The 23,596-nt window shown below is 73.4% G+C and carries 18 protein-coding genes; 8 read left to right on the top strand and 10 right to left on the bottom strand.

The genetic code is table 11. The features are described from left to right. Nucleotides 1–27 precede the first annotated feature (27 nt). Genes Mco01_RS04020 through ppk2 form a run of 3 tightly spaced genes read left to right on the top strand, consistent with a single transcriptional unit; the run spans nucleotide 28 to nucleotide 2,332 of the window. Nucleotides 28–1,182 carry an inorganic phosphate transporter gene (locus tag Mco01_RS04020; protein WP_204055501.1) on the top strand — a complete coding sequence of 385 codons (1,155 nt, stop codon included), beginning with the start codon at nucleotides 28–30 and terminating at the stop codon, nucleotides 1,180–1,182. Next, complete coding sequence (locus Mco01_RS04015; protein WP_204055500.1) at nucleotides 1,179–1,406, top strand: hypothetical protein; 228 nt, start codon at nucleotides 1,179–1,181, stop codon at nucleotides 1,404–1,406. Before Mco01_RS04020 ends, Mco01_RS04015 begins: the two co-directional genes overlap by 4 nt. Next, nucleotides 1,403–2,332, top strand: coding sequence for a polyphosphate kinase 2 (gene ppk2 / locus Mco01_RS04010; RefSeq protein WP_239103319.1), 930 nt, complete (start codon nucleotides 1,403–1,405; stop codon nucleotides 2,330–2,332). Before Mco01_RS04015 ends, ppk2 begins: the two co-directional genes overlap by 4 nt. Nucleotides 2,333–2,341: 9 nt before the next feature. Here the strand turns inward: ppk2 and Mco01_RS04005 are convergent, their stop codons facing one another. Then, entirely contained in the window at nucleotides 2,342–3,364 is a 1,023-nt protein-coding gene (locus Mco01_RS04005; protein ID WP_239103318.1) for a trypsin-like serine peptidase, read from the bottom strand. A 59-nt stretch (nucleotides 3,365–3,423) separates the two neighbouring features. Further along, a complete protein-coding gene (locus Mco01_RS04000) occupies nucleotides 3,424–4,476 on the bottom strand; it encodes a trypsin-like serine peptidase (protein ID WP_204055499.1) in 1,053 nt (350 codons plus the stop codon). Nucleotides 4,477–4,691: 215 nt separating this feature from the next. Between Mco01_RS04000 and dxr the strand changes: the two genes are divergently transcribed. Continuing rightward, a complete protein-coding gene (gene dxr, locus Mco01_RS03995) occupies nucleotides 4,692–5,843 on the top strand; it encodes a 1-deoxy-D-xylulose-5-phosphate reductoisomerase (RefSeq protein ID WP_307825556.1) in 1,152 nt (383 codons plus the stop codon). Between the two features lie 91 nt (nucleotides 5,844–5,934). On the opposite strand, the gene Mco01_RS03990 is transcribed toward dxr, so the two are convergent. Next, complete coding sequence (locus tag Mco01_RS03990; protein WP_204055497.1) at nucleotides 5,935–7,032, bottom strand: lytic polysaccharide monooxygenase; 1,098 nt, start codon at nucleotides 7,030–7,032, stop codon at nucleotides 5,935–5,937. Nucleotides 7,033–7,377: 345 nt separating this feature from the next. Between Mco01_RS03990 and ispG the strand changes: the two genes are divergently transcribed. The 3 genes from ispG (at nucleotide 7,378) to Mco01_RS03975 (ending at nucleotide 11,282) form a co-directional block, all read left to right on the top strand. Beyond that, a complete protein-coding gene (ispG, locus tag Mco01_RS03985) occupies nucleotides 7,378–8,541 on the top strand; it encodes a flavodoxin-dependent (E)-4-hydroxy-3-methylbut-2-enyl-diphosphate synthase (protein ID WP_204055496.1) in 1,164 nt (387 codons plus the stop codon). 126 nt (nucleotides 8,542–8,667) lie between these two features. Further along, complete coding sequence (locus Mco01_RS03980) at nucleotides 8,668–10,365, top strand: alpha/beta hydrolase (protein WP_239103316.1); 1,698 nt, start codon at nucleotides 8,668–8,670, stop codon at nucleotides 10,363–10,365. A gap of 74 nt (nucleotides 10,366–10,439) precedes the next feature. After that, entirely contained in the window at nucleotides 10,440–11,282 is an 843-nt protein-coding gene (locus tag Mco01_RS03975; RefSeq protein ID WP_204055559.1) for a GNAT family N-acetyltransferase, read from the top strand. Here Mco01_RS03975 and Mco01_RS03970 read toward each other — a convergent pair. The 5 genes from Mco01_RS03970 to Mco01_RS03950 all read right to left on the bottom strand — a co-directional run bounded on the left by Mco01_RS03970 (nucleotide 11,263) and on the right by Mco01_RS03950 (nucleotide 17,190). Continuing rightward, entirely contained in the window at nucleotides 11,263–11,649 is a 387-nt protein-coding gene (locus Mco01_RS03970) for a DUF3037 domain-containing protein (RefSeq protein ID WP_204055560.1), read from the bottom strand. The genes Mco01_RS03975 and Mco01_RS03970 overlap by 20 nt on opposite strands. 5 nt (nucleotides 11,650–11,654) lie before the next feature. Next, complete coding sequence (locus tag Mco01_RS03965; RefSeq protein WP_204055495.1) at nucleotides 11,655–12,482, bottom strand: HipA family kinase; 828 nt, start codon at nucleotides 12,480–12,482, stop codon at nucleotides 11,655–11,657. Nucleotides 12,483–12,537: 55 nt separating this feature from the next. Then, nucleotides 12,538–13,860, bottom strand: a complete 1,323-nt coding sequence (locus Mco01_RS03960) for an alkyl sulfatase dimerization domain-containing protein (RefSeq protein ID WP_204055494.1) — start codon at nucleotides 13,858–13,860, stop codon at nucleotides 12,538–12,540. A 78-nt stretch (nucleotides 13,861–13,938) separates the two neighbouring features. Beyond that, nucleotides 13,939–16,530: an AAA family ATPase gene (locus tag Mco01_RS03955; RefSeq protein WP_204055493.1), complete on the bottom strand. Its 2,592-nt coding sequence runs from the start codon at nucleotides 16,528–16,530 to the stop codon at nucleotides 13,939–13,941. 117 nt (nucleotides 16,531–16,647) lie between these two features. Further along, nucleotides 16,648–17,190 (bottom strand): TetR/AcrR family transcriptional regulator, encoded by a 543-nt coding sequence (locus Mco01_RS03950; protein WP_239103315.1) that lies wholly within the window; start codon nucleotides 17,188–17,190, stop codon nucleotides 16,648–16,650. A 108-nt stretch (nucleotides 17,191–17,298) separates the two neighbouring features. On the opposite strand from Mco01_RS03950, the gene Mco01_RS03945 reads away from it, so the two are divergent. Next, nucleotides 17,299–19,548, top strand: a complete 2,250-nt coding sequence (locus Mco01_RS03945; RefSeq protein WP_204055492.1) for an MMPL family transporter — start codon at nucleotides 17,299–17,301, stop codon at nucleotides 19,546–19,548. 69 nt (nucleotides 19,549–19,617) lie between these two features. Here Mco01_RS03945 and Mco01_RS03940 read toward each other — a convergent pair whose 3' ends face one another. Together Mco01_RS03940 and Mco01_RS03935 are read right to left on the bottom strand one after the other, a co-directional pair. After that, nucleotides 19,618–20,916 (bottom strand): cellulose-binding domain-containing protein, encoded by a 1,299-nt coding sequence (locus Mco01_RS03940; RefSeq protein ID WP_239103314.1) that lies wholly within the window; start codon nucleotides 20,914–20,916, stop codon nucleotides 19,618–19,620. A 327-nt stretch (nucleotides 20,917–21,243) separates the two neighbouring features. Then, nucleotides 21,244–23,562, bottom strand: a complete 2,319-nt coding sequence (locus Mco01_RS03935) for a serine/threonine-protein kinase (protein ID WP_204055491.1) — start codon at nucleotides 23,560–23,562, stop codon at nucleotides 21,244–21,246. Nucleotides 23,563–23,596: the final 34 nt, after the last annotated feature.

The following is a 23,596-nucleotide window of genomic DNA, read 5'->3' as shown; positions in this document are numbered from 1 at the left end:
TCTCGCGAACCGTGCAGATGACAGGTCGTGGACGCCAACACCGTACTCCTGTGCGTCGTCGTCGCGTCGGCGCTGGCCTTCGACTTCACCAACGGATTCCACGACACGGCAAACGCGATGGCGACGTCCATCGCCACCGGAGCGCTGCGGCCACGGATCGCGGTGGCCCTGTCGGCCGTGCTCAACTTCCTCGGCGCGTTCCTGTCGCTCAAGGTGGCGGCGACGATCGCGACCGGGATCGTGGACAGCGGCGCGATCACGCTGACCGTCGTGTTCGCCGGCCTCCTGGGAGGCCTGGCCTGGAACCTGCTCACCTGGTACTTCGGCATCCCCTCCAGCTCGTCCCACGCGCTCATCGGCGGCGTGGTCGGCGCGACCCTCATCGCGGCCGGCTCGTCGGCGGTCAAGGGCCAGGCCATCGTGGCGAAGGTCCTCGTGCCCGCCGTCCTCGCCCCCGTCTTCGCCATCGTCGTGGCGACCGTGGGCACCTACCTCGTCTACCGGATCACCGCGAACGTCCCCGACCGGGTCCGCGGCCGGGGTTTCCGCCTGGGCCAGATCGGCTCGGCCTCGCTCGTGTCGCTCGCCCACGGCACCAACGACGCCCAGAAGACGATGGGCGTCATCACCCTCGCGCTGGTGGCCAACCACACGATCAACAAGGACGCAGGCACCCCGCTGTGGGTCATCGTCGCCTGCGCCCTCACGATCGCGGCCGGCACCTACATCGGCGGCTGGCGGGTCATCCGGACGCTGGGCAAGGGCCTGACCGAGATCGAGACCCCGCAGGGCTTCGCCGCCGAGGGCTCCTCCGCGGCGGTCATCTTCGCCGCCTCGCACTTCGGCCTCCCCCTCTCGACGACCCACGTCTGCAGCGGCTCGATCATGGGCGCCGGGATCGGCAGGCGGCTCGCCGAGGTCCGGTGGGGCCTCGCCGGCCGGATGGTGCTGGCCTGGCTGTTCACGCTCCCGGCCGCGGCGCTGACCGGCGCGGTCGTCTGGAAGGGCGCCGACGCCATCGGCGGGGCGGGCGGCGTCGCCGTCGTCTTCGCCCTCGCGGCGGTGCTCGCCGGCGCGCTCTTCCTCGCCGCCCGGCGCGAGCCCGTCACCCACGCCAACGTCAACGCCGAGTGGAGCGGGAGACTCGTCCCCTCGGTCCCGGTCAAGGAGCCCGTGGCATGAGCCAGTACATCGATGTCGACGCCCTGTGGAAGGTGCTCGTCGCCGGCCTGGTGGCGGGCGCGGGACTCGTCGCCCTGTACGCGCTGGGCCTGGTCGGCCTGGCCGCCGCCAGGACGCAGGACGGGACCGCGGCCCGCCCGGCCGGGGTCGTGGTCGCGGCCGTCTGCTTCGCGCTGGTCCTGGCCGGGGCGTTGCTCGGCCTTTATGTCATGCTGGCGAAATGACCGGGATGTCGGAGAGCGACGGCGTCGAACTGCTCCGCCGGACGCCGGGCCTGAAGGTGCTGGACGACGATGACGACGACCCGGTCCTGGTGCGGTCCGACGGACGCCCCGTGGACACCTGGCGCGAGCACTACCCGTACGACGAGCGCCTGAGCCGGCACGAGTACGACCGGGACAAGCGGCTGCTCCAGATCGAGCTGCTCAAGCTGCAGTACTGGCTGAAGTCCACGGGCGGCCGGATGGTCATCCTGTTCGAGGGCCGGGACGCCGCGGGCAAGGGCGGCACGATCAAGCGCTTCATGGAGCACCTCAACCCGCGGGGCGCCCAGGTGGTCGCACTGGAGAAGCCCAGCGAGCGCGAGCGCACCCAGTGGTACTTCCAGCGCTACATCGCCCACCTGCCGGCCGCCGGGGAGATCGTGCTGTTCGACCGGTCCTGGTACAACCGGGCCGGCGTCGAGCGGGTCATGGGCTTCTGCACTCCGGAGGAGTACCAGGAGTTCATGAACCAGGCGCCGCTGTTCGAGCGCATGCTCGTCCGGGACGGCATCCGCCTGGTCAAGCTCTGGTTCTCGGTGTCGCGCGCGGAGCAGCGGACCCGGTTCATCATCCGCCAGGTCGACCCCGTCCGGCAGTGGAAGCTGTCGCCGATGGACGTGGCGTCGCTCGACCTGTGGCACGACTACACGCGGGCCAAGGAGAACATGTTCCTCAACACGGACACCGAGGACGCTCCCTGGACGATCATCAAGAGCAACGACAAGAAGCGCGGCCGCCTGGAGGCCATGCGGCACGTGCTGTCGCTGTTCGACTACGAGGACAAGGACCACAGGATCGTCGGAAAGCCCGACCCGCTGATCGTGCGGTCGGCCGCCGACATCTTCGAGGAGGACAACGCCGAGTCGCCGAACCTGCTCGACCACTGATCGGCGCGGTCACGCCCCCGCCGCGGCGCGGTACAGGTCCCTGACCGCCGCGCCGAAGTAGGGACCGTACATCGTCCGGTGGTCGTTGCTGTACTTGAAGCTGCTCACCGACGTGAGGAGGCCGCGGCCGGTGGCCGGGTCGAAGCCGCTCAGCCACGGCCCGCCGCTGGCCCCGGCCGTCAGGTCGCAGCGCATGCCCTGGTCGCGGGTCTGCCGCTGGGGGTCGCCGTGGACGAGGCCCGCGCAGTACAGCAGCCGCTGCCCGTCGTACGGCGGGTCGGCCGGGAACCCGAACCCGTAGGTCCGCTGTCCCCGCGCGGTGTCGAAGCCGATCTCCTGGCCGCCCACGGAGTCGGTCAGGTGGCGGCCGTAGGGAGCGGACACAGCGACCATGCCGACGTCGTAGTCGTCGTCGCCCCTGCGCGACCAGGGCCCGGCGACGAACATGCGCCGCGCCGGGAACGCCCCGTACGGCTGCCGCCCCTGGTCGTACCCGGGGACGAACGTCCAGTTCTCGGCCCAGGACCCGGCGCCGTCCTTGACGCAGTGCCCGGCGGTGACCACGACGTCGCGGTTCGCGCTGCGGATCGCACTGGCCGAGCAGACGAAGTCGACGCCGTCCATGGTGAGGAACACCCGTCCGGTGGTCCTCGTGACCTGCCCGCCCGCCGGCCAGCGGGAGCCGCTGGTGGTGGCGGGCAGGGCGGCGGCCCGCATCGGGCCCGAACGGGCGGCGGGGATCGCGGCCTGCGGGATCCGGACGGGCGGGGCGACCGGCGGCAGGACGCCGGCGGCGACCGCCCCCACCCGCCGCACCGCGGACACGGTCCGGTCCATCGCCCCGTGGAGGTCGATCGGGAGCGCCCGCGCCATGCGCTCGGGGGTCCAGTACGTGCCGGAGGGCGGCGGGGCGGCGTGGGCGACGACGTCGGCCACGTGGGGGAGCGGGATCGGGGCGACCGGCGCGGAGGGCGTGCCCAGGAGCCCGGCGGCGAGCATGAGGGAGGCCGAGTAGGGGAGGCTGGGACTCATGGCTCCCGAGTGTGGACCACGAGAGGTGACGCCGCCGCTACTTTTGGTGAATAGGCAGATCAGGTGAGCGAGGTCTTCTGCGCCGCGTCGTACACGGCCTGCGCCTCCGGGCCGAAGTACGGGCCGAACATCCAGAAGTTCGCGAAGTTGTACTTGAAGCTGTTGACCGAGTTCAGCAGGCCCGCCCCGGTGCTCTCGTTGAAGCTCGTGAACCAGGGCCCGCCGCTGGAGCCGCCGGTCATGTTGCAGTTGAGGCCCTGGTCCTCCGAGCTGAGGAAGTCGTCGAAGGCCCGCCCGCTGCAGTAGACGAGCTTCGACCCGTCGTACGGCGAGGCCGCGGGGTAGCCGAAGGCGTACATCTGACGCCCACGGGGCTGGTTGAACGCGACGCCCTGCCCGCCCACGACGTCGGTCAGGCTCTGGCCGTTCTGCGGCGCGACGACGGCCGCCGCGACGTCGTAGTTCATGTCCTCGCCGGAGTTCCACTGAGGGGTGGTGAGCAGGTTGGTGGCCGGCCAGGTGCCGTTGGGCCGGTCGCCCCGGTCGTAGCCGGGGACGAAGACCCAGTTGGTGTGGAAGGCGCCGCCGATCTTCACGCAGTGCCCGGCCGTGATCACCACGCTCTTGTTGGCGCTCGTCACGGCGGTGCCCGAGCAGGAGGCGTTCCGCCCGGCGTCCGAGCCCGCCGCGATCGTGAAGAACACCCGCCCGGTCGTCTTGGTGACCGCGCCGCCGGCCGTCCAGGCCGCGCCCGGGCTGCGGGAGGAGGCCGCCGCCGCCGAGCCGGCGACGGCGTCGGCCTTCACCGTGGTCGGGCCCACGGTGGCCGGGGTGGCGTCCGGGCCGTCGAGGAGCGTGGCGGCGCTGGCGAAGCGGCGGGAGCCGTCGCCCGGCGCGTCGAGCGGCTTGGCCGCCTCCATCTTGGCCTCGGTCCAGAACTGCTTGACGCTGCGCTGCTCCGCCTTGGTGTCGGCCGCGTCGTGAACGGCGACGGGGCGGGGGCCGGCGCTCGCCGCCGCGGCCGTGGCCCCCTGGGCCGCGGGGAGCATGACCCCCGCGGCGGCCAGGGTGGGGACGGCCAGGGTCGCGAGACGTCGTGCGGTGGGGTGCATGCGTACCTCCGTGTCGGATGTCCTGACGCGCGAAGGTAGCGAGGCGTCTCGCCGGATTTCTCATCATTCGCGTATACGGTTATGGGCAGATTCGGGCATTTATGTGCTGGTTTCTCGTCCGTCCCGGGCGTCCCCACTTCGGGCCCGGCCGGCCTTCGGCGACAATGGGGTGCGTGACGTCTCATGCCGCCGGCGCGACGCCGGCCCGGTCTCTGGTGGTGCTGGGCTCGACCGGATCCATCGGCACCCAGGCCCTCGACGTGGTCTCCCGCAACCCCGGACGGTTCCGGGTCGCCGCGCTCGCAGCGGGAGGGGGGCGGGTCGACCTGCTCGCCCGGCAGGCGGCCGCCTTCGGGGCGGAGGCCGTGGCCGTGGCCGACCCCGAGGCCGTGCCCGCCCTGCGGGAGGCGCTCGCCGCGAGCGGCGCGCGGGCGCGGGTCGTGGCCGGGCCGGAGGGCGTGGCGGAGCTGGCCGCCGCCCCCTGCGACGTCGTGCTGAACGGCATCACCGGCGCCCTCGGCCTGACCTCGACGCTGGCGGCCCTGGAGGCCGGCCGCGTGCTCGCGCTGGCCAACAAGGAGTCGCTGATCGTCGGGGGCCCCCTGGTGAAACGGCTGGCCGCGCCCGGGCAGCTGGTCCCGGTGGACTCCGAGCACTCCGCGCTCGCCCAGTGCCTGTGGGCGGCCGGGCCGTCCGGCGCCGACCCCCGGGCCGTACGGCGCCTGGTGGTGACCGCGAGCGGCGGCCCGTTCCGGGGCAGGACCCGGGCCGAGCTTGCCGACGTGACGCCGGAGATGGCCCTCAACCACCCCACCTGGAGCATGGGCCCGGTCATCACGGTCAACTCGGCCACCCTGGTCAACAAGGGCCTGGAGGTTATTGAGGCGCACCTGCTGTACGACATCGGCTTCGACCGCATCGAGGTGGTCGTCCACCCGCAGTCGGTGATCCACTCGATGGTGGAGTTCACCGACGGCTCGACCGTCGCCCAGGCGAGCCCGCCGGACATGCGGCTGCCGATCTCGCTCGCGCTCGGGTTCCCCGAGCGGGTGCCGGACACCGCCCCGGCGGTGGACTGGACGGCCGCCCACACGTGGACGTTCGAGCCGCTGGACGACGAGGCGTTCCCCTCGGTGGGCCTCGCCCGCCACGTCGGCTCCATCGGCGGGACGGCCCCGGCCGTCTACAACGCCGCCAACGAGGTGTGCGTGGAGGCGTTCCTGAAGGGCGCCCTGCCGTTCCTCGCCATCGTCGACACGGTGGAGCGGGTGGTGTCGGAGCACGACGCCGGAGCCGCCTCCACGGTCGAGGAGGTCCTGTCGGCCGACGCGTGGGCCAGGGCCCGGGCGGCCGAGCTGACGCGGTGAGATCCGGGGCGGCGGGGTGCGCCGCCCCGGATCGGGGCCGGTTCCCTCAGGGCGCGGACCGGTCAGGCGGGTCCGCCCCGGAGCGGGACGGTCAGGCCGGCGTGCAGGTCACCGCCGGGTTCGAGCCGCTCGGCCCGCTGGCCAGGAATCCGAACGTGGTGGACGCGTTCGGCGCGAGCGACCCGTTGTAGCTCACGTTCCGGACCGAGACGCCGCTGCCCGACTGGGTGAGCGTGCCGTTCCACAGCTGGGTGATGGTCTGGCCGCTCGGCAGCGTCCATTTGACCGTCCATCCGGAGATGGCCGCGTTGCCCGAGTTGCGCACCGCGACCTCGCCCTGGAAGCCGTTGTTCCACGAGCTGACCACCTTGTAGGTGGCCGCGCATCCGCCCGGCCCGGTGGGGGTGGGAGTCGGGGTCGGCGTGGGCGTGGGCGTGGGGGTCGGTGTGGGTGTGGGGGTCGGCGTCCGGGAGGGACTGGGGCTGGGAGTCGGCGTGGGGGTCGGAGTCGGGGTCGGGGTGGGGCTGGGGCTGGGGCCGCTGCCGGGACCGACACCGGTGACCTCGCCGTTGCCGCCGTCGAACACGACGTCGGAGCAGTTGTAGAAGGTCTCGTTGCTGTCCGACCGCTGCCACACGGAGTAGATGATGTGGCGGCCCGTCTTGTTCGAGGGCAGCGTGGCGTTCCAGTAGTAGTAGGAGTCGGCGCTGCCCGGCGAGCCGACGCTCGGCGGGTCGGTCACGCTGTCGAACGGCGTGGACTCGAGGTCGCTCCAGGCGAGCGGCCGGGTGGGGCTCCAGGAGTCCTTGGTGATGTACATCCGCCACGTGCCCGGGTGGGCGGCCCACTTGTTGTACCGCATCTGGATCTGCGCGCCGGAGGTCAGGTGGGTGACCGGCCAGTCGCTGCGGGCGAGGTCGAAGCCGCTGAAGTCGTAGACGGTGGCGGCGGCGCTGCACAGCTTCCCGTCGGGGATGAAGCCGGACATGCGCCCGGCGCCGTCGGAGCGCAGGACCGCGAACCAGTTGTAGAGCGCGTTCGTCCCGCTCTGGGCGACGGCGGCGGCGCAGGCGGGGTTGTTCGGGACGATCTGTCCCTGCGGCGTCAGGCCGTCCTTCCAGCACAGGTACGTCCGGCTGCCGGGCATCATCATGGCCCCGTGCGCCGATGCCGGGCTCGGGAACAGCATGCTCGCCACCAAGGCCGCCGCGGCGGTCAGGACGGCGGCGAGAGCCGCTTTGGCTCTTCGTGGTCTTCCCACAGGTCACCCTTTCGCAAGGTCATCAGAGGGTCGTCGACCGGTCAGGCGAAAGCGCGCGCGTTTCGAGACTGTAAATCCGGTCTGTCCGCCCTGCCCAGCGGGCCGCGGGCGGTCCGGCGGCGTCCGGAGTGTCCGGGCAGGTCACATGCCCGGGACATCGCGGGGGGCGAGGGAGATGGATGAAACCTTCATCACTTGGACGTCCGGGGCGGGCGGGTTCGGGGCACTGCCTAGACTGAGAGGAGTCGACACCCCATCGCACAAGGGACTGCAATGCCAGTTGATCTCGGGATTCCCACGGTCAGATCGCAGCCGATCGCCAAGCGGCGGGTCTCGCGGCAGATCATGGTCGGGTCGGTGCCGGTGGGCGGGGACGCCCCGGTGTCGGTGCAGTCGATGACCACGACGCTGACGGCGGATGTGAACGCGACGTTGCAGCAGATCGCCGAGCTGACGGCGGCGGGCTGCCAGATCGTGCGGGTGGCGGTGCCCTCGCAGGACGACGCGGACGCGTTGCCGGCCATCGCGCGCAAGTCGCAGATCCCGGTGATCGCCGACATCCACTTTCAGCCCAAGTACGTCTTCGCGGCGATCGAGGCGGGCTGCGCGGCGGTCCGGGTGAACCCGGGCAACATCAAGAAGTTCGACGACAAGGTCGGCGAGATCGCCCGGGCGGCCTCGGCGGCCGGGGTGCCGATCCGGATCGGGGTCAACGCCGGGTCGCTGGATCCGCGGCTGCTGGGCAAGTACGGCAAGGCGACGCCGGAGGCGCTGGTGGAGTCGGCGCTGTGGGAGTGCTCGCTGTTCGAGGAGCACGGGTTCCGGGACATCAAGATCTCGGTGAAGCACAACGATCCCGTGGTGATGGTGCAGGCCTACCGGCTGCTGGCGGAGCGGTGTGACTATCCGTTGCACCTGGGGGTGACCGAGGCGGGCCCGGCGTTCCAGGGGACGGTCAAGTCCGCGGTGGCGTTCGGGGCGTTGCTGGCCGAGGGGATCGGGGACACGATCCGGGTGTCGTTGTCGGCGCCTCCGGTGGAGGAGGTCAAGGTCGGCACGGCGATCCTGGAGTCGCTGGGGCTGCGGGAGCGTGGGCTGGAGATCGTGTCCTGCCCGTCGTGCGGGCGGGCCCAGGTGGATGTGTACACGCTGGCCGAGCAGGTGCAGGCCGGGCTGGCCGGGCTGACCGTGCCGTTGCGGGTGGCCGTGATGGGCTGCGTGGTCAACGGCCCGGGCGAGGCCCGGGAGGCCGACCTGGGGGTGGCCTCCGGCAACGGCAAGGGCCAGATCTTCGTGAAGGGCGAGGTCGTCAAGACCGTGCCGGAGTCGCAGATCGTGGAGACCCTCATCGAGGAGGCGCTGCGCCTGGCCGAGGAGATGGGCGTCGAGGTCGACCTCGGCGACGACGCCTCCGGCCCCGAGGTCGTCGTCTCCTGACGCCCCCGTTACAGAAAGCAATGCTCTGGCTACACAATGGCAATGATCGGGTCTAGCGGGCGGTAGCCGCGCGATCATCTCCGGGAAGCTTGCCTCTGCCGTTTAGGGGAGCAGAGGAGCGTGCCGGTGAAGCGGGTCGTCGGGGTCGTCGCGGGTGCCGCGATGGTGGTTGCCGGGCTGGTCGGGCCCGAGGGGGCGCACGCGGCGCCGGGACGGGAGACGTTGGCCTGGGGGCCCTGCCGGCCCGCGGGCGCCGCGGCCTCGGCCGGGGCCACGGCCGCGCCCTCCGCGGGGGCCGCCCTGGCCGCCGTCACGCGGGTCTCCGGCGCCCTCGGCGCCGTGATCGGCCCTCCTGCGGCGGCCTCGTCCGTCCGCCGTGCACCCGTCCATACCCCCGGCCGCGCCGCCGTGCAGTGCGCGACGCTGCGGGTGCCGCTCGACTACGCGGAGCCGGAGGGCCGGCAGATCACGCTGTCGCTCAACCGGGTCAGGGGCACGGCCTCGCAGCGGGACGACCACCTGGGCGCGCTGCTGGTCAACCCCGGCGGGCCGGGCGGGTCGGGCCTCGACCTGGCCAAGTACGTCGCCGCCATGCTGCCGTCCGAGGTGGCCGCCCGCTACGACGTGATCGGCTTCGCGCCGCGCGGCGTCGGGCCGAGCGAGCCGGCGATCTCCTGCGTCGACCCGGCCCGCTTCTACGCCCCGCCGCGGCCGGACGCCGTCCCGAAGACCGTGGACGACGAGGCGGCGCTCGTGTCCCGGGCCCGGCAGTACGCCGAGGGCTGCGGCTCCCGGTGGTCCTGGTTCCTGCCGTACCTGACCACGGAGAACTCCGCCAGGGACATGGACGCCATCCGCGCCGCCCTGGGCGAGGACAAGATCAGCTACCTGGGCTACTCGTACGGCACCTACCTGGGCGCCGTCTACGCCACGCTGTTCCCGCAGCGGGTGCGCCGGCTCGTGCTCGACAGCAACGTCGACCCCGACGGGGTCTGGTACGACGCGAACATCTCCCAGGACTACAGCTTCGACCGCCGGCACCGGGACTTCCTCGACTGGGTGGCCCGCAACGACGACGCCTACCGGCTCGGCGCGACCGAGCAGGCGGTCCACGACGCGTGGTACTCCATGCGCTCCCGGCTGCGGGTCAAGCCGGGCGGCGGCCTGGTCGGGCCGAGCGAGCTCGACGACATCTACTCCGCCGGGGGCTACTCCAACGCCCTGTGGCCCGCCCTCGGTGCCGCGTTCTCCGCGTACGTCCGCAAGGGGGACACCGCGGCGCTGGTCAAGCTCTTCCACAGCCAGGCCGAGATCAAGAAGACCGAGGAGAACTCCTACGCCGTCTACCTGGGCGTGGAGTGCCGGGACGCCCGGTGGCCCCGGTCCTGGGACCGCTGGCACGTCGACACCCTCAAGGTGAACGCCGAGGCGCCCTTCATGGCCTGGCCGAACGCGGTCTACAACGCGCCGTGCGCGTTCTGGCCGGTGCCCGGGCTGACGCCGGTCCGGGTGGGCGCGGTGAGCCTGCCGCCCATCCTGCTGATCCAGGCCGAGCACGACGCCGCCACGCCGTACGCCGGGGCGGTGCACCTGCGGCGCCGCTTCCCGACCGCGAGCCTGGTGACCGAGGGCGGCGGCAACCACGGGGTGTCGCTCTCGGGGAACTCCTGCGTCGACCGGTACCTGAGCGCCTACCTGCGGGACGCGTCGCTGCTGCCGCAGCGGCGGACCTCCGCGCGGGGGATGCGGCGGGGCGACGCGTGGTGCCCGGCGCTGCCCGACCCCAAGCCGCAGGCCCCCGCCGCGGCCCGGCGGGCGCGCTGAGCGCCGGACGCCCGGACCGCTCACCGAGCCGGTAACTCCCAAAATCGGCGAGGTCGCGTAGGCTGGCCCTCGTGATGCTGCGTACATCGGCGTCGCGCGTGCTCGACGACAACGATCGTGACGAGGTGCTCGCGCTCCTCGACGCCGATCCGGTCGCCAACGTATTCGTCGCATCCCGGGTCAGGACCGTGGGTCTCGCCCCGTCGCGGCTCGGCGGCCAGATGTGGGGATACGGGCCGCGCGGCGGCCTGACGTCCCTGTGCTACGCCGGCGCCAACATGGTGCCGGTCAACGCCTCGCGCGACGCCGTGCACGCGTTCGCCGACCGGGCCCGCAAGCAGGGCCGGCGCTGCTCGTCCATCGTCGGCCCGGCCGGGGCGGTCGAGCAGCTGTGGGAGCGGCTGGAGCCGCACTGGGGCAGCGCCCGGGCCGTCCGCTGGGCGCAGCCCGTGATGGCCACCGGGTCGGCCCCCGCCGTCGAGCCCGACCCGCTCGTCCGGCGGGTCCGGCCCGAGGAGTTCGGCATCCTGCTGCCGGCCTGCGTGGCGATGTTCACCGAGGAGGTGGGCGTCTCGCCGGACAACGGGGACGGCGGCGCGCTCTACCGGTCGCGGGTGGCCGAGCTCATCCGCATCGGCCGGTCGTACGCCCGCATCGAGGACGGCCAGGTGGTGTTCAAGGCCGAGATCGGCGCGGTCACCCCGCAGGCGTGCCAGATCCAGGGCGTGTGGGTCCACCCCGAGATGCGGGGACGCGGTCACGCGGCCGCCGGGATGGCCGCCGTCGTCGAGCAGGCGCTCAAGTACTTCGCCCCGCTCGTCACGCTCTACGTGAACGACTTCAACCTCCCGGCCAGGGCCGCCTACCGGCGGGTCGGGTTCCAGGAGGTCGACACGTTCATGTCCGTGCTGTTCTGACCAGCCGGGCCAGCAGGCGCTCCAGTTCGGCGGCCGGGTCGCCGGTGAGCCCGGCGTGCACCGGGCCCGTCTGCACCACCGTGCTCCTCGGCGCCGTCAGCCAGCGGAACCGGCTGCCGAGCGGCTCGCCGCGCAGCGGCCCCGCCTCCTCGCCGCAGGCGTCCTCGTACGCGGACAGCGCGTGGCGCACGCCGGGCAGGTCGACCGGGCAGCCCAGCGCGAGCAGCCGGTCCTCGTCCAGCTCGACGCGGGCGCACAGGTAGCCGCGCGGCTGGCAGTACACGATCACCCCGGCGTTGAGCAGCTCGCCCCGCTCGACGCTGGGGACGACGCGGATCACCGCGTACTCGTAGACGTCCCTGGTCATCCCGGTCATCGCCCCTCGCCCCTGGCCGTCCGCCAGAACCCGCCGATCGTGCCGCGTTCGCGCCTCGGCGGGGGCGGGGCCGCCTGAGCCGGGTCCGGGAGCCAGTCCCGCGGTCCCGCCGCCCGCGCCAGCAGGTGGTCCACGTACGCCCGCCGCACGTCGCCGGCGGACGCGAAGCCGGGCTCGTCCTCCAGCCACTCGTCCGGGACGAGCGCGGCCGCCGTCTCCAGCAGCTCGGGGGTGACGGCCTCGGCCAGCTCTGCGTCCGCCTCGGCGAGCTTGGTGGCGAACGGCGCGAGGACGTGGTCGCGGCCGTCGAAGCGGCGGCGGGGGTCGGCCGTCGGCCAGTTGTGGTGGAACCAGAGGGCGGCGCCGTGGTCGATGAGCCACACGCCGCCGTGCCAGACGAGCAGGTTGGGGTTGCGCCAGCTCCGGTCGACGTTGTGGACGAACGCGTCGAACCACAGCACCCGGGAGGCGAACCACGGGTCGGGCTCCCAGGCCAGCGGGTCGAACCCGAGCGCTCCCGGCAGGAAGTCGACGGCGAGGTTGTGCCCGGCGCTCGCGGTGAGCAGATCCTGGATCTCCTCGTCCGGCTCGCGCGCCCCGAGCTGCGGGTCGAGGTCGATGACCTTGAGCTCGGGGGTGGCGAAGCCGAACCGGCGGGCCAGCTCGGCGCAGAGGACCTCCGCCACCAGCACCCGGCGGCCCTGCCCGGCGCCCCGGAACTTCACGACATAGGTGCCCAGGTCGTCGGCCTCCATGACGCCGGGCAGCGACCCGCCCTCGCGCAGCGGCGCGACGTACCGCGTCGCCGTGATCTGTTCCAGCACGACAGGAAGGGTACCGGCCGGCGGGCACTCCCCTCCTCGTGCCCGCCGGCCGGGCTCAACAGGCGGAGCTGGGCATCCACCACAGCCGGCCGCCCGTCACCTCGTGGTAGACGTCGAGGAGATCGAGTCCGGTGATCTTGCTGCGGGACTCGGCCGCGGCCCACGCGTACACGCCGCGGGCGATGGCGCCGGGCTCCTGCTGCACGCGCAGCGCGTAGACCAGTGCCCTGATCTCGTGGACCTTGTGGTCGTCGGGCGCGGCCTGCGCGGCCAGTTCGGCGAGCTGGCAGGCCAGGCGCAGGTCGCCGTCGGCGGCGGCCTCGACCGCCCGTCCGGCGACCGTGCCGGCCCCGGCCGACAGCTCGGCGACCGCGCGGGCGAACACGGCGTCCGGGGCCGGCTTGAGGTGCGCCGGGTTGCCGTCGTGCCAGCCGCCGTGCAGCCGCCACACGTTGCGGACGATGAACTCCGGCTCGTCGTAGTGGGGCCGCAGGTAGGCCCGGTCGGCCAGCTCGGGGGGCGGGGTGACCGCGTGCAGGATCTCGTCCAGGCGCGCCCCCGCGTTCATCAGGTCGAGGGTCTGCTCGACCAGGCTGTCGAGGTAGTCGGCGGTGTCGGTCAGCGCCCGCCGCACCCGGGCGGCTCCCGCGATCGGGAGCCCGTGGCCGGGGAGCAGGATGTCGGCGTCGAGGGTCGCCATGCGGCGCAGCGCGACCGCCCACTCGTCGGGGTACCGCTGGACCTTCTGCGGGTCGCCCGCCCCCGGGACGGCCCACACGAACAGGTCGCCGGTCAGCAGCACGCCGCGTTCGGGCAGGAAGGCCCAGGTGGCGTCGTCGGTCTCGCCGAGGGCGTGGCGGAGCTGGAGCGTCACGTCCCCGAGCGAGAGCGTGAGCCGGTCCTCGTACGTCAGGTCCGGGGTCCGGTAGGTGTTCGGCCAGCCCATGCGGACGAAGCCGTTCTCCCGCTGGTCGACGACCGTGTTGTACCCGGCCGTCCGGGCGTACCGGACGAACCGGCGGGCGACGCCCTCCTGGGCCACCACGGTCGGCCGCGGTCCCGGCTCCTCGTCGAAGCCCTCCATGCCCGACACGTGGTCGAGGTGGCCGTGGGAGAAGACGGCGTACTTGACGGTCTGGTCGCACCAGCCTCTGATCGCCCGGTACATCGCCGGGGCGTCGAGCGCGTTGCCCGTGTCGAAGAGCGCCAGCCCGTCCTCGCCGCGGACCGCGTACACGTTGCCGGAGGCCGGCCACATGGCCACGCCGTACGTGATCTCCTGGGCGCCGCCGCGGCGCAGCTCGGAGAGGGGCACCTCGTCGGGGCGCACCGAACCACGCCACAGCTTGTCGGCGTACTGAAGGATCGGTGTATCCATGCCCCGAGCCTGGCCTCCTCGCCGGGGGAGGCCCAGTAGGGACCTCCCTAGAGTCCCGCTTTCACCGCGAATCAGCCGTCACAGCTCGCCGCGCTCGACGGCGAGGGCGAGTTCGACGCGGGAGCGGAACCCGGTCTTGGCGTAGACGCGGGTCAGGTAGACCTCCACGGTCTTGCGGCTGTAGTGCAACTCCTCGGCGATCTGCGGGTTGCTGAGACCGCCGGCGACCAGCTCGATCACCCGGCGCTCGCTCGGGGTGAGGTCGCCCGACGGCTCGACGGGGAGGCCGGCGGCCCGCAGGTGCCGCTCGGCGATCGTCCGCCAGGGCGCCGCGCCGAGCCGGTCGAACGTCGCGTGGGCGCGGGGGAGCTGGGACCGGTCGCCCAGCACGCCGAGTACCAGCCGGGCCCGCGCCTCCTCGAACGGCAGGCCGTCCGCGCGGGCCAGCTCCAGGGCGGCGCCCGCCCGGTCGCGGTCCCGGCAGGCCCAGCCGACCGCGATGTGGGCGGCCATGACGGCCCGGGGGGTCCCGTCCGCGGACACCTCGTCGAGCCGGGCCGCCGTCGCCACGCAGGCCTGCGCGTCCCTCGTCGCGGCGTGCAGCAGCACCCGGACGGCGAGGGCCCGGTGGAGCACCTCGGGCACGCCGAAGGCGGCGGCCCGGTCCAGCTCGCGCCGCGCGGTCGCGTGGTCGCCGCGGCCGAGGGCGAGCCGGGCGCGGGAGACGCACCGCAGGCCCACCTGCAGGGCGCACTCGGGCGGGGGCTCGGCGAGCACGCGGGCCGCCTCGTCGTACCGGCCCTGGTCGAGCAGGATGTCCAGCTCGATGTTGCGCAGCAGCGCCCGGTTCTCCAGCAGCCCGGCATCGGCCAGCGCGCTCTCCGCGGGCGCGATCTCCTCCAGGGCGCGCGCCCACTCGCCGCCCAGGCGGCGCAGCACCGCCGTGGTCCGCACGTGCTGACCGGCGATGTCGTGCCAGCCGAGGCCGCGGTGGATCTGCTCGGCCTGGTCGAGCAGCTCGACCGCGCGGGTGCGCACCCCCGCGATCGTGAGGACGTGCGCGGCGGACTCGAGCGAGGCCAGCCGGGCGCCGGGGGGCAGCGCCGCCGCGAACGCGAGCAGGTCGTCCAGCGCCTTCTGCGTCAGCGGCCAGTCGCCCTCGATCAGGGCATGGAGGGCCAGGCACCCCGCGGTGATGACCCGGTCCTCAGGCGGGCAGTCGGCCAGCCCCTCCCAGCCGCGGCGGGCCGCCTCCTGGGACGGCCGGCCCAGCTCCGCGTCGATGAGCGCCCGCTGCGCGAACAGCGCGGTCGGGTCGTCGGCCTCGGGAAGCGCCCGCCTGGCGACGTCGAGCGCCACCTCGTACCAGCCCATGGCGTGGGCCGCGCCGACCGCGGTGTAGGCGGTGCGGGTGTGCCGGCGTCCGGGTGTCAGCACGGCGAGCGCCCGCTGGGCCGAGTTGAGCGCGAGCGCCGGCCGGGAGCCCTTCCAGTACGCCATGGCCTGCCGGGCCAGCAGCTCGCCCCGCTCGCTGGTGAGCTCGGCGGCCCTGCCGTACCAGTGGGCGGCCGACAGGGGCGCGGTCCAGCGGGTCAGCTCGGCGGCGCGCAGGACGGCGGGCAGGGCCGCGGGCGTCCCGGACTCGGCCACGTGGGTGGCCCACTCCAGCACCCGCCGCGAGCCGCTCAGGCCGTCGCGCTCCAGCATCGCGGCGATCCGCCCGTGGACCTCCCGGCGCCCGACCACCCCGAGGTCCTGGTACAGCGCCTCGGCGACGAGCGGGTGCGTCAGCGCGTACGCCTCGCCCGTGCGGGTGACGACGCCGTCGCGCACCAGGCCCTCGATCGCTCGCTCGGCCGTGGGGAGCGGGAGCCCGGCCAGCTCGGCCAGCTCGGGGAGGGCGGCGGTCTCCCGCGTGCGCGACACGGCCGCCAGGACCCGGGCGAGGTCGCGCCCGCCCTGGTCGCGCTGGAACAGACGGCTGAGGATGGCGCCGCGCCGGGGACCGGGGACGGCCGACCGGACCGCGCCGCCCTGGAGGAGCGTGAGCACGGCCTCCTGGACGAACCACGGGTTGCCCCGGCTGGCCTCGTGGACGCGCCGCAGCACGATGTCGCTGGGCGTGCGCCCGAGCAGGGCGGTGACCATCGCGGCCACCTCGGCCGGCGTCAGCGGGTCGAGCCGTACGGCGAGGTCGACCTCGAGCGAGGGCGGCGTGCGGGCGGTCCCGAGGATCGAGATCCAGGGGAACCGCCGGGGCAGCGCCCCCAGCACGCTGAGCGTGTCGGCGTCGGCAAGGTGGAGGTCGTCGAGGGCGATCAGCGTGGGCCCGGGCAGCGACTCGAACAGCCGGGCCGCCAGGGCGGCGGGGGCGGGCGAGGTGGCGCCGAGGGCGGCCCGGTCGATTGCGTCCTCGAGCGCGGCCAGGGCCTCCCCGGTCTCGCCCCCCTCCCCGCGCAGGGTCTCCAGCGCTCCCGCGAGCGGCGCGTAGGCCCGGCCGCCGTCCAACTCGCGGGCCTGTCCGCGCAGCACCCGGAAGCCGGGCAGCCCGGCCGCCGCCTCCCCGAGCAGACGGGTCTTCCCGATCCCGGCCTCGCCGCAGACGAGGACGGTCCGCGGCGTCCGCGCCAGGGCCGATATGACCTGCTCCAGGATCCCGGCACGCCCCACTGCGCTGTCCCGCCTTCCTCTTCCGTCCCCGCTGGTGTCAAGAAGACGCGGCGGAAAGCTTGAACGTTCACAGGAAATGTGACTCCGGATCCCGCAGATCGCAAGGGAATTCGGATATCAATTGTGCAGAATCGCCACAGCCGCCTCTGCGAGCGCGTGTTCGACCGTCTCAGCGGGCAGATCCATGGTTTTGACCACCGCCGACTGGACGGATCCGAGCGCCGCCCAGGCGCGGACCCGGGCCTCGGGGGTGGGATCCGGCCCGGCGAGTTTCGTGAATAGTTCTCTGCCGAATTCCCGGAGTGCCTCGCCGGGGCTGCCGGGCGGGGCGTTGTCGGCGCCGCCGATGTCCTCGGTGAGCAACCGGATGACGGCGCGGTGCCTCACCGCGAAGGACGTGAACGCCCTGAGGAAGGCCGGGCCGTCGGGGAACTCCCGGCCCAGCAGCGCGATCAGGTCGTCGGCCGCCGGTGCGATGATCTCCGCCGCCAGCCGGTCCTTCGGATGGAAGTGGTAGGCCACCGCGGTCTTCGTCAGCCCGACGGCCGCCGCGATGTCGGCCAGGGAGACGGCGGCGTAGCCGCGCTGGGCGAACAGGTCCCGGGCGGCCGCGAGGATGCGGGAACGGGTCTCGTTCCCCTGGTCCAGTGTGGTCATCATCTCATTTCCCCGCGGGCTACAGCATTTCAGATCTCATCCGCCTACGCTCGTATTGTACGGCCGTACAGGACGGCTATTCGGACACGCTCCCCAAACAGGCGGTCAACGATGAGCGAGCTTTTGGGACGGCTGGGCGGCTGGTGCGCGCGCCACGGCAGGATCGTGCTGGCGCTGTGGGTGCTCGCGGCGGGCCTGCTGACCGCGGGCACGCTGGTGTGGGGCAGGCCGGTCACCAACAACGTGGCCATCCCCGGCAGCGACGCCCAGCGCGCGCACGACCTCATGCGGGAGGGCTTCGGCCCGGGGCTCGACGTGGGCGGCACCGCCCAAGTCGTCCTCTACTCCAAGGACCGCACGCTGATCGACGCGCCGACGAGGCGGGCGGTCGAGCGGGCCATGGACGGGATCCGCCGGGTGCCCCACGTGTCCGAGGTCCAGACGCCGTACCGGGTGGGCGGCATCTCCTCCAACCTGCGCATCGGCACGATCGTCGTACGGCTCAGAGGGCAGGACTCGACCAGGCTCGGCGAGCTGTCGCAGCAGCTCACCGACGCCGCCAAACCGGCGGCCGACGCCGGCGTCGAGGTGGTGGCCGCCACCTCCGCCACCCCCGCGGACAAGGAGATCAAGACCGGTACCAGCGAGATCGCCGGCGTCCTGGTGGCGCTGCTGGTGCTGCTGTTCGCCTTCGGGACGCTGGTGGCCGCGCTCGTGCCGATCTTCACGGCCCTCCTCAGCCTCGGCGTCGGCCTCGGCGTGATCGCGCTGCTCGGGCATGTGATCGACGTGCCGAAGTCCGCGTCCATCATGGCGACGATGATCGGCCTCGGCGTGGGGATCGATTACGCCCTGTTCCTGCTGTCCCGGCACCGCAGGCTCCTCGCGGACGGGGTGCCTGTCCGGGACGCCGTGCGGCGGACGGCCGCGAGCTCGGGCGGCGCCGTGCTGTTCGCGGGCGGCACCGTCGTCATCGCGCTCAGCGCGCTCATGTTCACCGGCTTCCCGATGCTGATCACGCTCGGCTGGCTCACCGGGATCTCCGTCGTCTGCGCGGTGCTCTCCTCGCTCACGCTGGTGCCCGCTCTGCTGGGCCTGCTCGGGCACCGCGTGAACGCGCTGCGCCTGCCGTTCTCCGGCCGCGTCGCGGGCCGGAGCGGCCAGGCCGGCGGGTGGGCCAGGCTGGGCGTCTGGGTGTCCGGCCGCCCGTGGCGTGTGCTGGCCGTCACCGTGGTGGCGCTGGCGGCCCTCGCCGCCCCGGCGGCCGCGCTGAAACTGGGGCCGCTGGACGCCGGGTACTCCGACCAGGGCACCCCCGCCCGCCGGGCGTACGAGCTGATCGACGTGGGCTTCGGGCCGGGGGCCAACGGGCCGCTCATGGTCGTCGCCGAGACCGACCGGGCGATCGCGGACGGCACCCCGGCGGACCCGGTCGTCCAGGTGCTCCGCCAGCGGCTGGAGCACACCGAGGGCGTCGCGTACGTCGCCCCGCCGAAGGTGAACGAGAACCACCGGTCCGTGCTGTTCCAGGTCGTCACCGACTACGCGCCGAGCGACCACCGGGCCCTGGACGTCGTCGAGCGGGTCCGGGCCCTCCAGGTGCCCGGCGTCCGCGTGCACGTGGGCGGGGAGGTGGCCGGCCTGTCCGACGCCGGCGCCCGCATCATGGGCAGGACGCCGCTGGTCGTCGCCATCGTCGTGCTGCTGAGCGCGATGCTCCTGCTGCTGGCCTTCCGCGCGCCGCTGGTCGCGATCAAGGCCGCCGTGATGAACCTGGTCTCGCTGGGCGCCGCGTTCGGCGCGCTCGCCGTGGTGTTCTCCGACGGCCTCGGCAGCCGCCTGGTCGGCATGGACCCGCCGCCGTCGGTCGAGGGGTCCTACCTGTCCACGCTGTTCTTCTCGGTGCCGATCGACACGTACGTGCCGCTGATGCTGTTCGCCGTGCTGTTCGGGCTGTCGATGGACTACGAGGTCTTCCTGCTCACCTCCGTGCGGCAGGCGTACGCCCGGACCGGGGACAACCGGCGCGCGGTCGCCGAGGGCCTCGGCGCGACGGGCCGCGTCATCACCTCGGCCGCGTTGATCATGGTGGCGGTGTTCACCGCGTTCATCGCCTACCCCGACCCGCTGGTCAAGGTCTTCGGCGTCGGCCTGGCCGTGGCCATCGCGGTCGACGCCACGGTGATCAGGGGCTTCCTCGTCCCGGCCACGATGGTGCTGCTCGGCAGGCTGAACTGGTGGATCCCCCGCCGGCTCGACCGCGTCCTGCCCGACCTGGCCATCGAGGGCCGCGAGGAGGACGCGCCCGCCGGGACGCCGGAGCCCGAGCTCGTGGGCGCCGCCCGGCACGCCCGCCCGTGACACGGCCGCTCGTCCGGGCGGGCCACCGCTTCGTCGCGGCGGCCCGCCCGGCGGCCCGTGGCATGCGGGTCAGAAGTTCTTGCTGCGGACCGTCCAGGGAGCCTTGGCCGCCAGGCCGGAGGGCCCGAGGATGTACGAGCGCGCCGTGGCGTTGCCGTTGAGCGTCATGTCCAGGAACTGGACCACCGCGGTCATCCCGTCGTTCATCTGGGCGCCGGTGATGAACCCGACGTGACCCGCCTGCGGCTGCTCGGCCAGCACGGCCGGCACCTGGGTCAGGTCGTAGTTGGCGCGGGTGTTGTCGTAGGCGATGTCGGAGGATCCGCCGTCGAGGAACATCACCGGGGTGTGCAGCTTGGACAGCTCCGAGCGCGAGTAGCCGAACGAGCCGTCGGCGAAGAACCCGCTGTCCAGCGAGACGACGCTGCCGACCCGGCGGTCCTGGCCGGTGACCAGCGCCTCCAGCCCGCCGCAGGAGTGGCCGGCGGCCGCGACTCTGGACAGGTCGAGGCGCTGGTAGAGCGGCGAGCCGGTGCGGGCGTTCTCCCGTTCGGCCCAGCTGATCCCGTCGGTCAGCAGCGACGGTATCGGAGACCCGCTCTGCACCCCGTTCGCCGAGCCGTCGACCGACGCGGTGTCCACCACGACGAACCCGCGGGCCGCGATGAACGTCAGCGCCGAGATCACCTCGCTCCCGTTGGTGTGGGCGCAGGCCCCGTTGCCGAAGACCAGCACGGGCATGGGGCGCCCGAGCGCGGACGGGTTCGACGGCCGGAACACGGTGTACCGGTTGGTGCCGTACGCCCCCTCCCGGGTGACCGGGAAGTTGTTCTCGATGACCGGCCGGCTCGGCGAAGGGCTCGGGGAGGGCGTCGGTGTCGGGGACGGGGTGGGCGTGGGCGTGGGGGTCGGCGTGGGGCTCGGTGTGGGGGTGGGGGTGGGGGTGGGGGAGGTGACCCCGCCGGTGCAGGTGACGCCGTTGAGGGCGAAGCTCGACGGTGCGGGGTTGGAGCCGTTCCAGCTTCCGTTGAATCCGAAACCGGCGCTGCCGCCGGTGGGGATGCTCGCGTTGTAGGAGGCGTTGGTGACCGTGACCTGGGAGCCGGACTGGGTGTAGGTGCCGTTCCACAGCTGGGTGATGGTCTGCCCGGCGGGGAACGACCAGGTCAGCCTCCACCCGTTGACCGGGTCTCCGAGGTTGCGGACGCTGACGCTCGCGCCGAAGCCTCCGGGCCACTCGCTGGACACCGTGTAGCCGACCTGGCATCCGGCCGTGGCCGCGGACGCGGCGTGGACTCCGGCCACGCCGACGCCGGCTGTCAGCAGTGCGGCGGCCGACAGGCTCAACCACCGGCGAGAGCTGTCCAATGGCACAGGCTTCTCCCATTCTCCGAGACGCGAGGGTTTTCAGGACGGCGAAAACGCCCTGGTGGAGACACCGGATGCGGACCCGGCGGTGGCGCGGCCTGTCGCGTTAGCGCTAACACCTCAGGACGCCGGAGTCCTGTGGACATGGTGGTCTCCCGCTGCCGCGAGTCAATCCCGGTAAGGAGAGCCGAGTCAACGAGGTGTGGTCGTCGCCGTTCTCACCTGGTCGCGGGGAATCCACGGTGAACAGGCGCTTCGGAGGCGCGGGTGAGGCCGGCCGTCAGGACGGCGGTGAACATTTCATCCCGCCCGCTCGCCGGGGATAGGTCAGGTGATCGCCGGAGGGGGCGGGCTGTCCTGCGGATCGGGACTCTTGGGCGTGTCAGGCGGGCTGGGCGAGGGGCTCTCCCCGGGGCCGTCCCCCGGGTCGGAGCAGGGCGGGCCGGTGACCGTCAGCGTGCGGGAGGCGCTCGCCCCGCCCGGGGAGACCGTGGCCGTGACGGTCCTGACGTCGACGAACCCGCACTTCGGCTGCCTGAACTGCGCCGTGTAGGCGTGGGAGTAGGACGTGTCGCCCGACAGCGTGTCGCCCGCGGAGTCGTCGAAGGTCAGCGTGCGGCCCTGGTAGGTGAGCCGCTGGGTGAATCCCACCTTCAGCGTCACCGTGGTCTGCCGGCCGGCCCGTACGTTCACCGTCGCCGAGGAGCCGTTCCAGGAGCCGATGGCGACGGATGGCGGCGGGCACTTCGGGCCCTCGACCCGGACCTCACGCGTCTGGGGGCCGTTGGCCGCGGGCGGTCGCGTCGTCACCCGGACGCCGAGCACCGAGGTCGTCTCGCACTCCAGCCGGCCGAGGCCGCCCTTGAGGGAGAAGGCGTAGGACGTGCGGCCCGACAGCGTGCGGATGACGGCCCCGGCGGGCTCGCCGTCGCGGGTGAAGCGCGCCGTCACCCCGACCGGGCCGACGCCGTCGGTGGTGACCGCGACGTCCGCCTGCCTGCCGTCCCATCCGGTGATCGTGGCGCCGCGGACCGAGGGGGCCGGGCAGGGCGCGCCGGTGACCTTCACGACCTTGCGGCGGGCCCCGCCGGACGCCGCAGGCGCCGTCGAGACCTCCACCTGCCGGTAGACGGCCGTGCCGCACGGCGGGGCGGGGAAGGCCTGCTGCACCCCCGGCTCGTACGACCGCGCGCCCTCCAGCGGGATCGCCTGCGGGTCGCCTCCCACCAGGCCGTCCGGTGAGGGGCCCTCGGCGAACCGCGCGGTCAGCACGATCCGGCCGGGGCCGTTGGCCCGGACCCGGACCGTGGCCGCCTGCCCGTCGAAGCCGGTCACGCCGAGGCCCGTCACGGCGAGCGGCGCGGTCGGCGTCGCCGGCGTGGCCGGCGTGGCCGGTGGGCTCGGGGAGCCCGGGGAAGAGGGTGGCGGCGCCGCCGTGGTCGCGGCCACCGCGGTGGTCGGGCCGGTGCCCGAGGTGGCGTCCACGGTCGGGACCGTCGTCGGGCCGTCCGTGGCCCCGGGGGTGTCGCCCGGCGTCTCGGCCGGAGCAGCCGTGGCGGGAGGATCGGCGGGCGGCTCCGCCGTACGGCTGTGCGGAGGCGGGGTGAGCAGGGTGTCCTGCGCGACCGGGGTCTGCCGGTGGGCCGCGACGAGCGCCGCGATCACCACGGCCGACAGCACCGCGGCGCCGATGGCGAACCGGGGCGCGAAGTGCGCCAGCCGGTTCGACAGCACGGTCCGGGCGAGCGACGTGGACACCTCGACCGGCTCGGCCGGCGTGGCCAGGGGGAACGTCAGCGCCAGCAGGGTGGCGAGCTCGGCCAGGTGACGGCGGCCGCGCTGCTCCCAGTCGGGCCCGTAGGCCGCCGTGGCCGCGGCCTCCAGATCGGCCACGAACGCCCGGGCCGTCGCCGGCCGGTCGGCCGGGTTCTTGGCCAGCCCCCGCACGACGAGCCCTCGCACCGATCCCGGCACCTCGAGGACCGGGATCGGCGCGGACTGGTGCTGGTGCCGCAGCCCGGCCACGTGGTCGGCGCGGAAGGGCCGATGGCCGGTCAGGCACTCGAAGAACACGCAGGTCGCCGCGTACACGTCGGTCGCCGGGCTGGCCGCGTTGCCGCTCCACTGTTCCGGCGCCATGTACGGCGGCGTCCCCGCCGGGGTGTCGGGGGCGCCGCTCGGGGTGGCGATGCCGAAGTCGGAGAGCTTGCTGGTCCCGTCGGCCTGGATCAGCACGTTCTCCGGCTTGTAGTCGCGGTGCACGATGCCCGACGCGTGCGCGACCGACAGGCCCGCGAGCGAGCCCTTCAGCACGACGAGCGCGGCCTCGGGGCTGGTCGACCCGTGCTCGGCGAGGATGCGCCGCAGCGGCACCCCGTCGACGAGCTCCATGACGATGGCCGCGCCGTCCCGCGACTCGACGTACTCGTAGAGCCGCACGATGTTGGGATCGTTGAGCTCGACCATGACCCGGGCCTCGCGGCGGAACCCCGACAGGAAGCGGGGGTCGGCGCGCAGCTCATCGCGCAGGTACTTGATCGCGACGTAGGCCCCGGTCGTCGAGTAGGTCGCCAGCACGACCCGCCCGGCGCCACCGGCGCCGAGCTCGCGCACTTCCCGGTATCCCGGAACCGACCAGGCGTTCATGCCGCCGCCCCCTCGGAGAGCCCTGAACCAAGGT

Source organism: Microbispora corallina, assembly GCF_016863035.1.
Taxonomy (GTDB): Bacteria; Actinomycetota; Actinomycetes; order Streptosporangiales; family Streptosporangiaceae; genus Microbispora; species Microbispora corallina.
The sequence above is the reverse complement of the archived record's forward strand: the minus strand, read 5'-3'. Positions and strand labels throughout refer to the sequence as shown.

What these genes read in the sequence shown, in the direction of transcription:
- Mco01_RS04015 (WP_204055500.1), top strand. Translation starts at nt 1,179, where the DNA reads ATGAGCCAGTACATCGATGTCGACGCCCTGTGGAAGGTGCTCGTCGCC.
- ppk2 (WP_239103319.1), top strand. Translation starts at nt 1,403, where the DNA reads ATGACCGGGATGTCGGAGAGCGACGGCGTCGAACTGCTCCGCCGGACG.
- Mco01_RS04005 (WP_239103318.1), bottom strand. Translation starts at nt 3,364, where the DNA reads ATGAGTCCCAGCCTCCCCTACTCGGCCTCCCTCATGCTCGCCGCCGGG.
- Mco01_RS04000 (WP_204055499.1), bottom strand. Translation starts at nt 4,476, where the DNA reads ATGCACCCCACCGCACGACGTCTCGCGACCCTGGCCGTCCCCACCCTG.
- Mco01_RS03990 (WP_204055497.1), bottom strand. Translation starts at nt 7,032, where the DNA reads ATGCTGTTCCCGAGCCCGGCATCGGCGCACGGGGCCATGATGATGCCC.
- ispG (WP_204055496.1), top strand. Translation starts at nt 7,378, where the DNA reads ATGCCAGTTGATCTCGGGATTCCCACGGTCAGATCGCAGCCGATCGCC.
- Mco01_RS03975 (WP_204055559.1), top strand. Translation starts at nt 10,440, where the DNA reads ATGCTGCGTACATCGGCGTCGCGCGTGCTCGACGACAACGATCGTGAC.
- Mco01_RS03970 (WP_204055560.1), bottom strand. Translation starts at nt 11,649, where the DNA reads ATGACCAGGGACGTCTACGAGTACGCGGTGATCCGCGTCGTCCCCAGC.
- Mco01_RS03960 (WP_204055494.1), bottom strand. Translation starts at nt 13,860, where the DNA reads ATGGATACACCGATCCTTCAGTACGCCGACAAGCTGTGGCGTGGTTCG.
- Mco01_RS03950 (WP_239103315.1), bottom strand. Translation starts at nt 17,190, where the DNA reads ATGATGACCACACTGGACCAGGGGAACGAGACCCGTTCCCGCATCCTC.
- Mco01_RS03945 (WP_204055492.1), top strand. Translation starts at nt 17,299, where the DNA reads ATGAGCGAGCTTTTGGGACGGCTGGGCGGCTGGTGCGCGCGCCACGGC.
- Mco01_RS03935 (WP_204055491.1), bottom strand. Translation starts at nt 23,562, where the DNA reads ATGAACGCCTGGTCGGTTCCGGGATACCGGGAAGTGCGCGAGCTCGGC.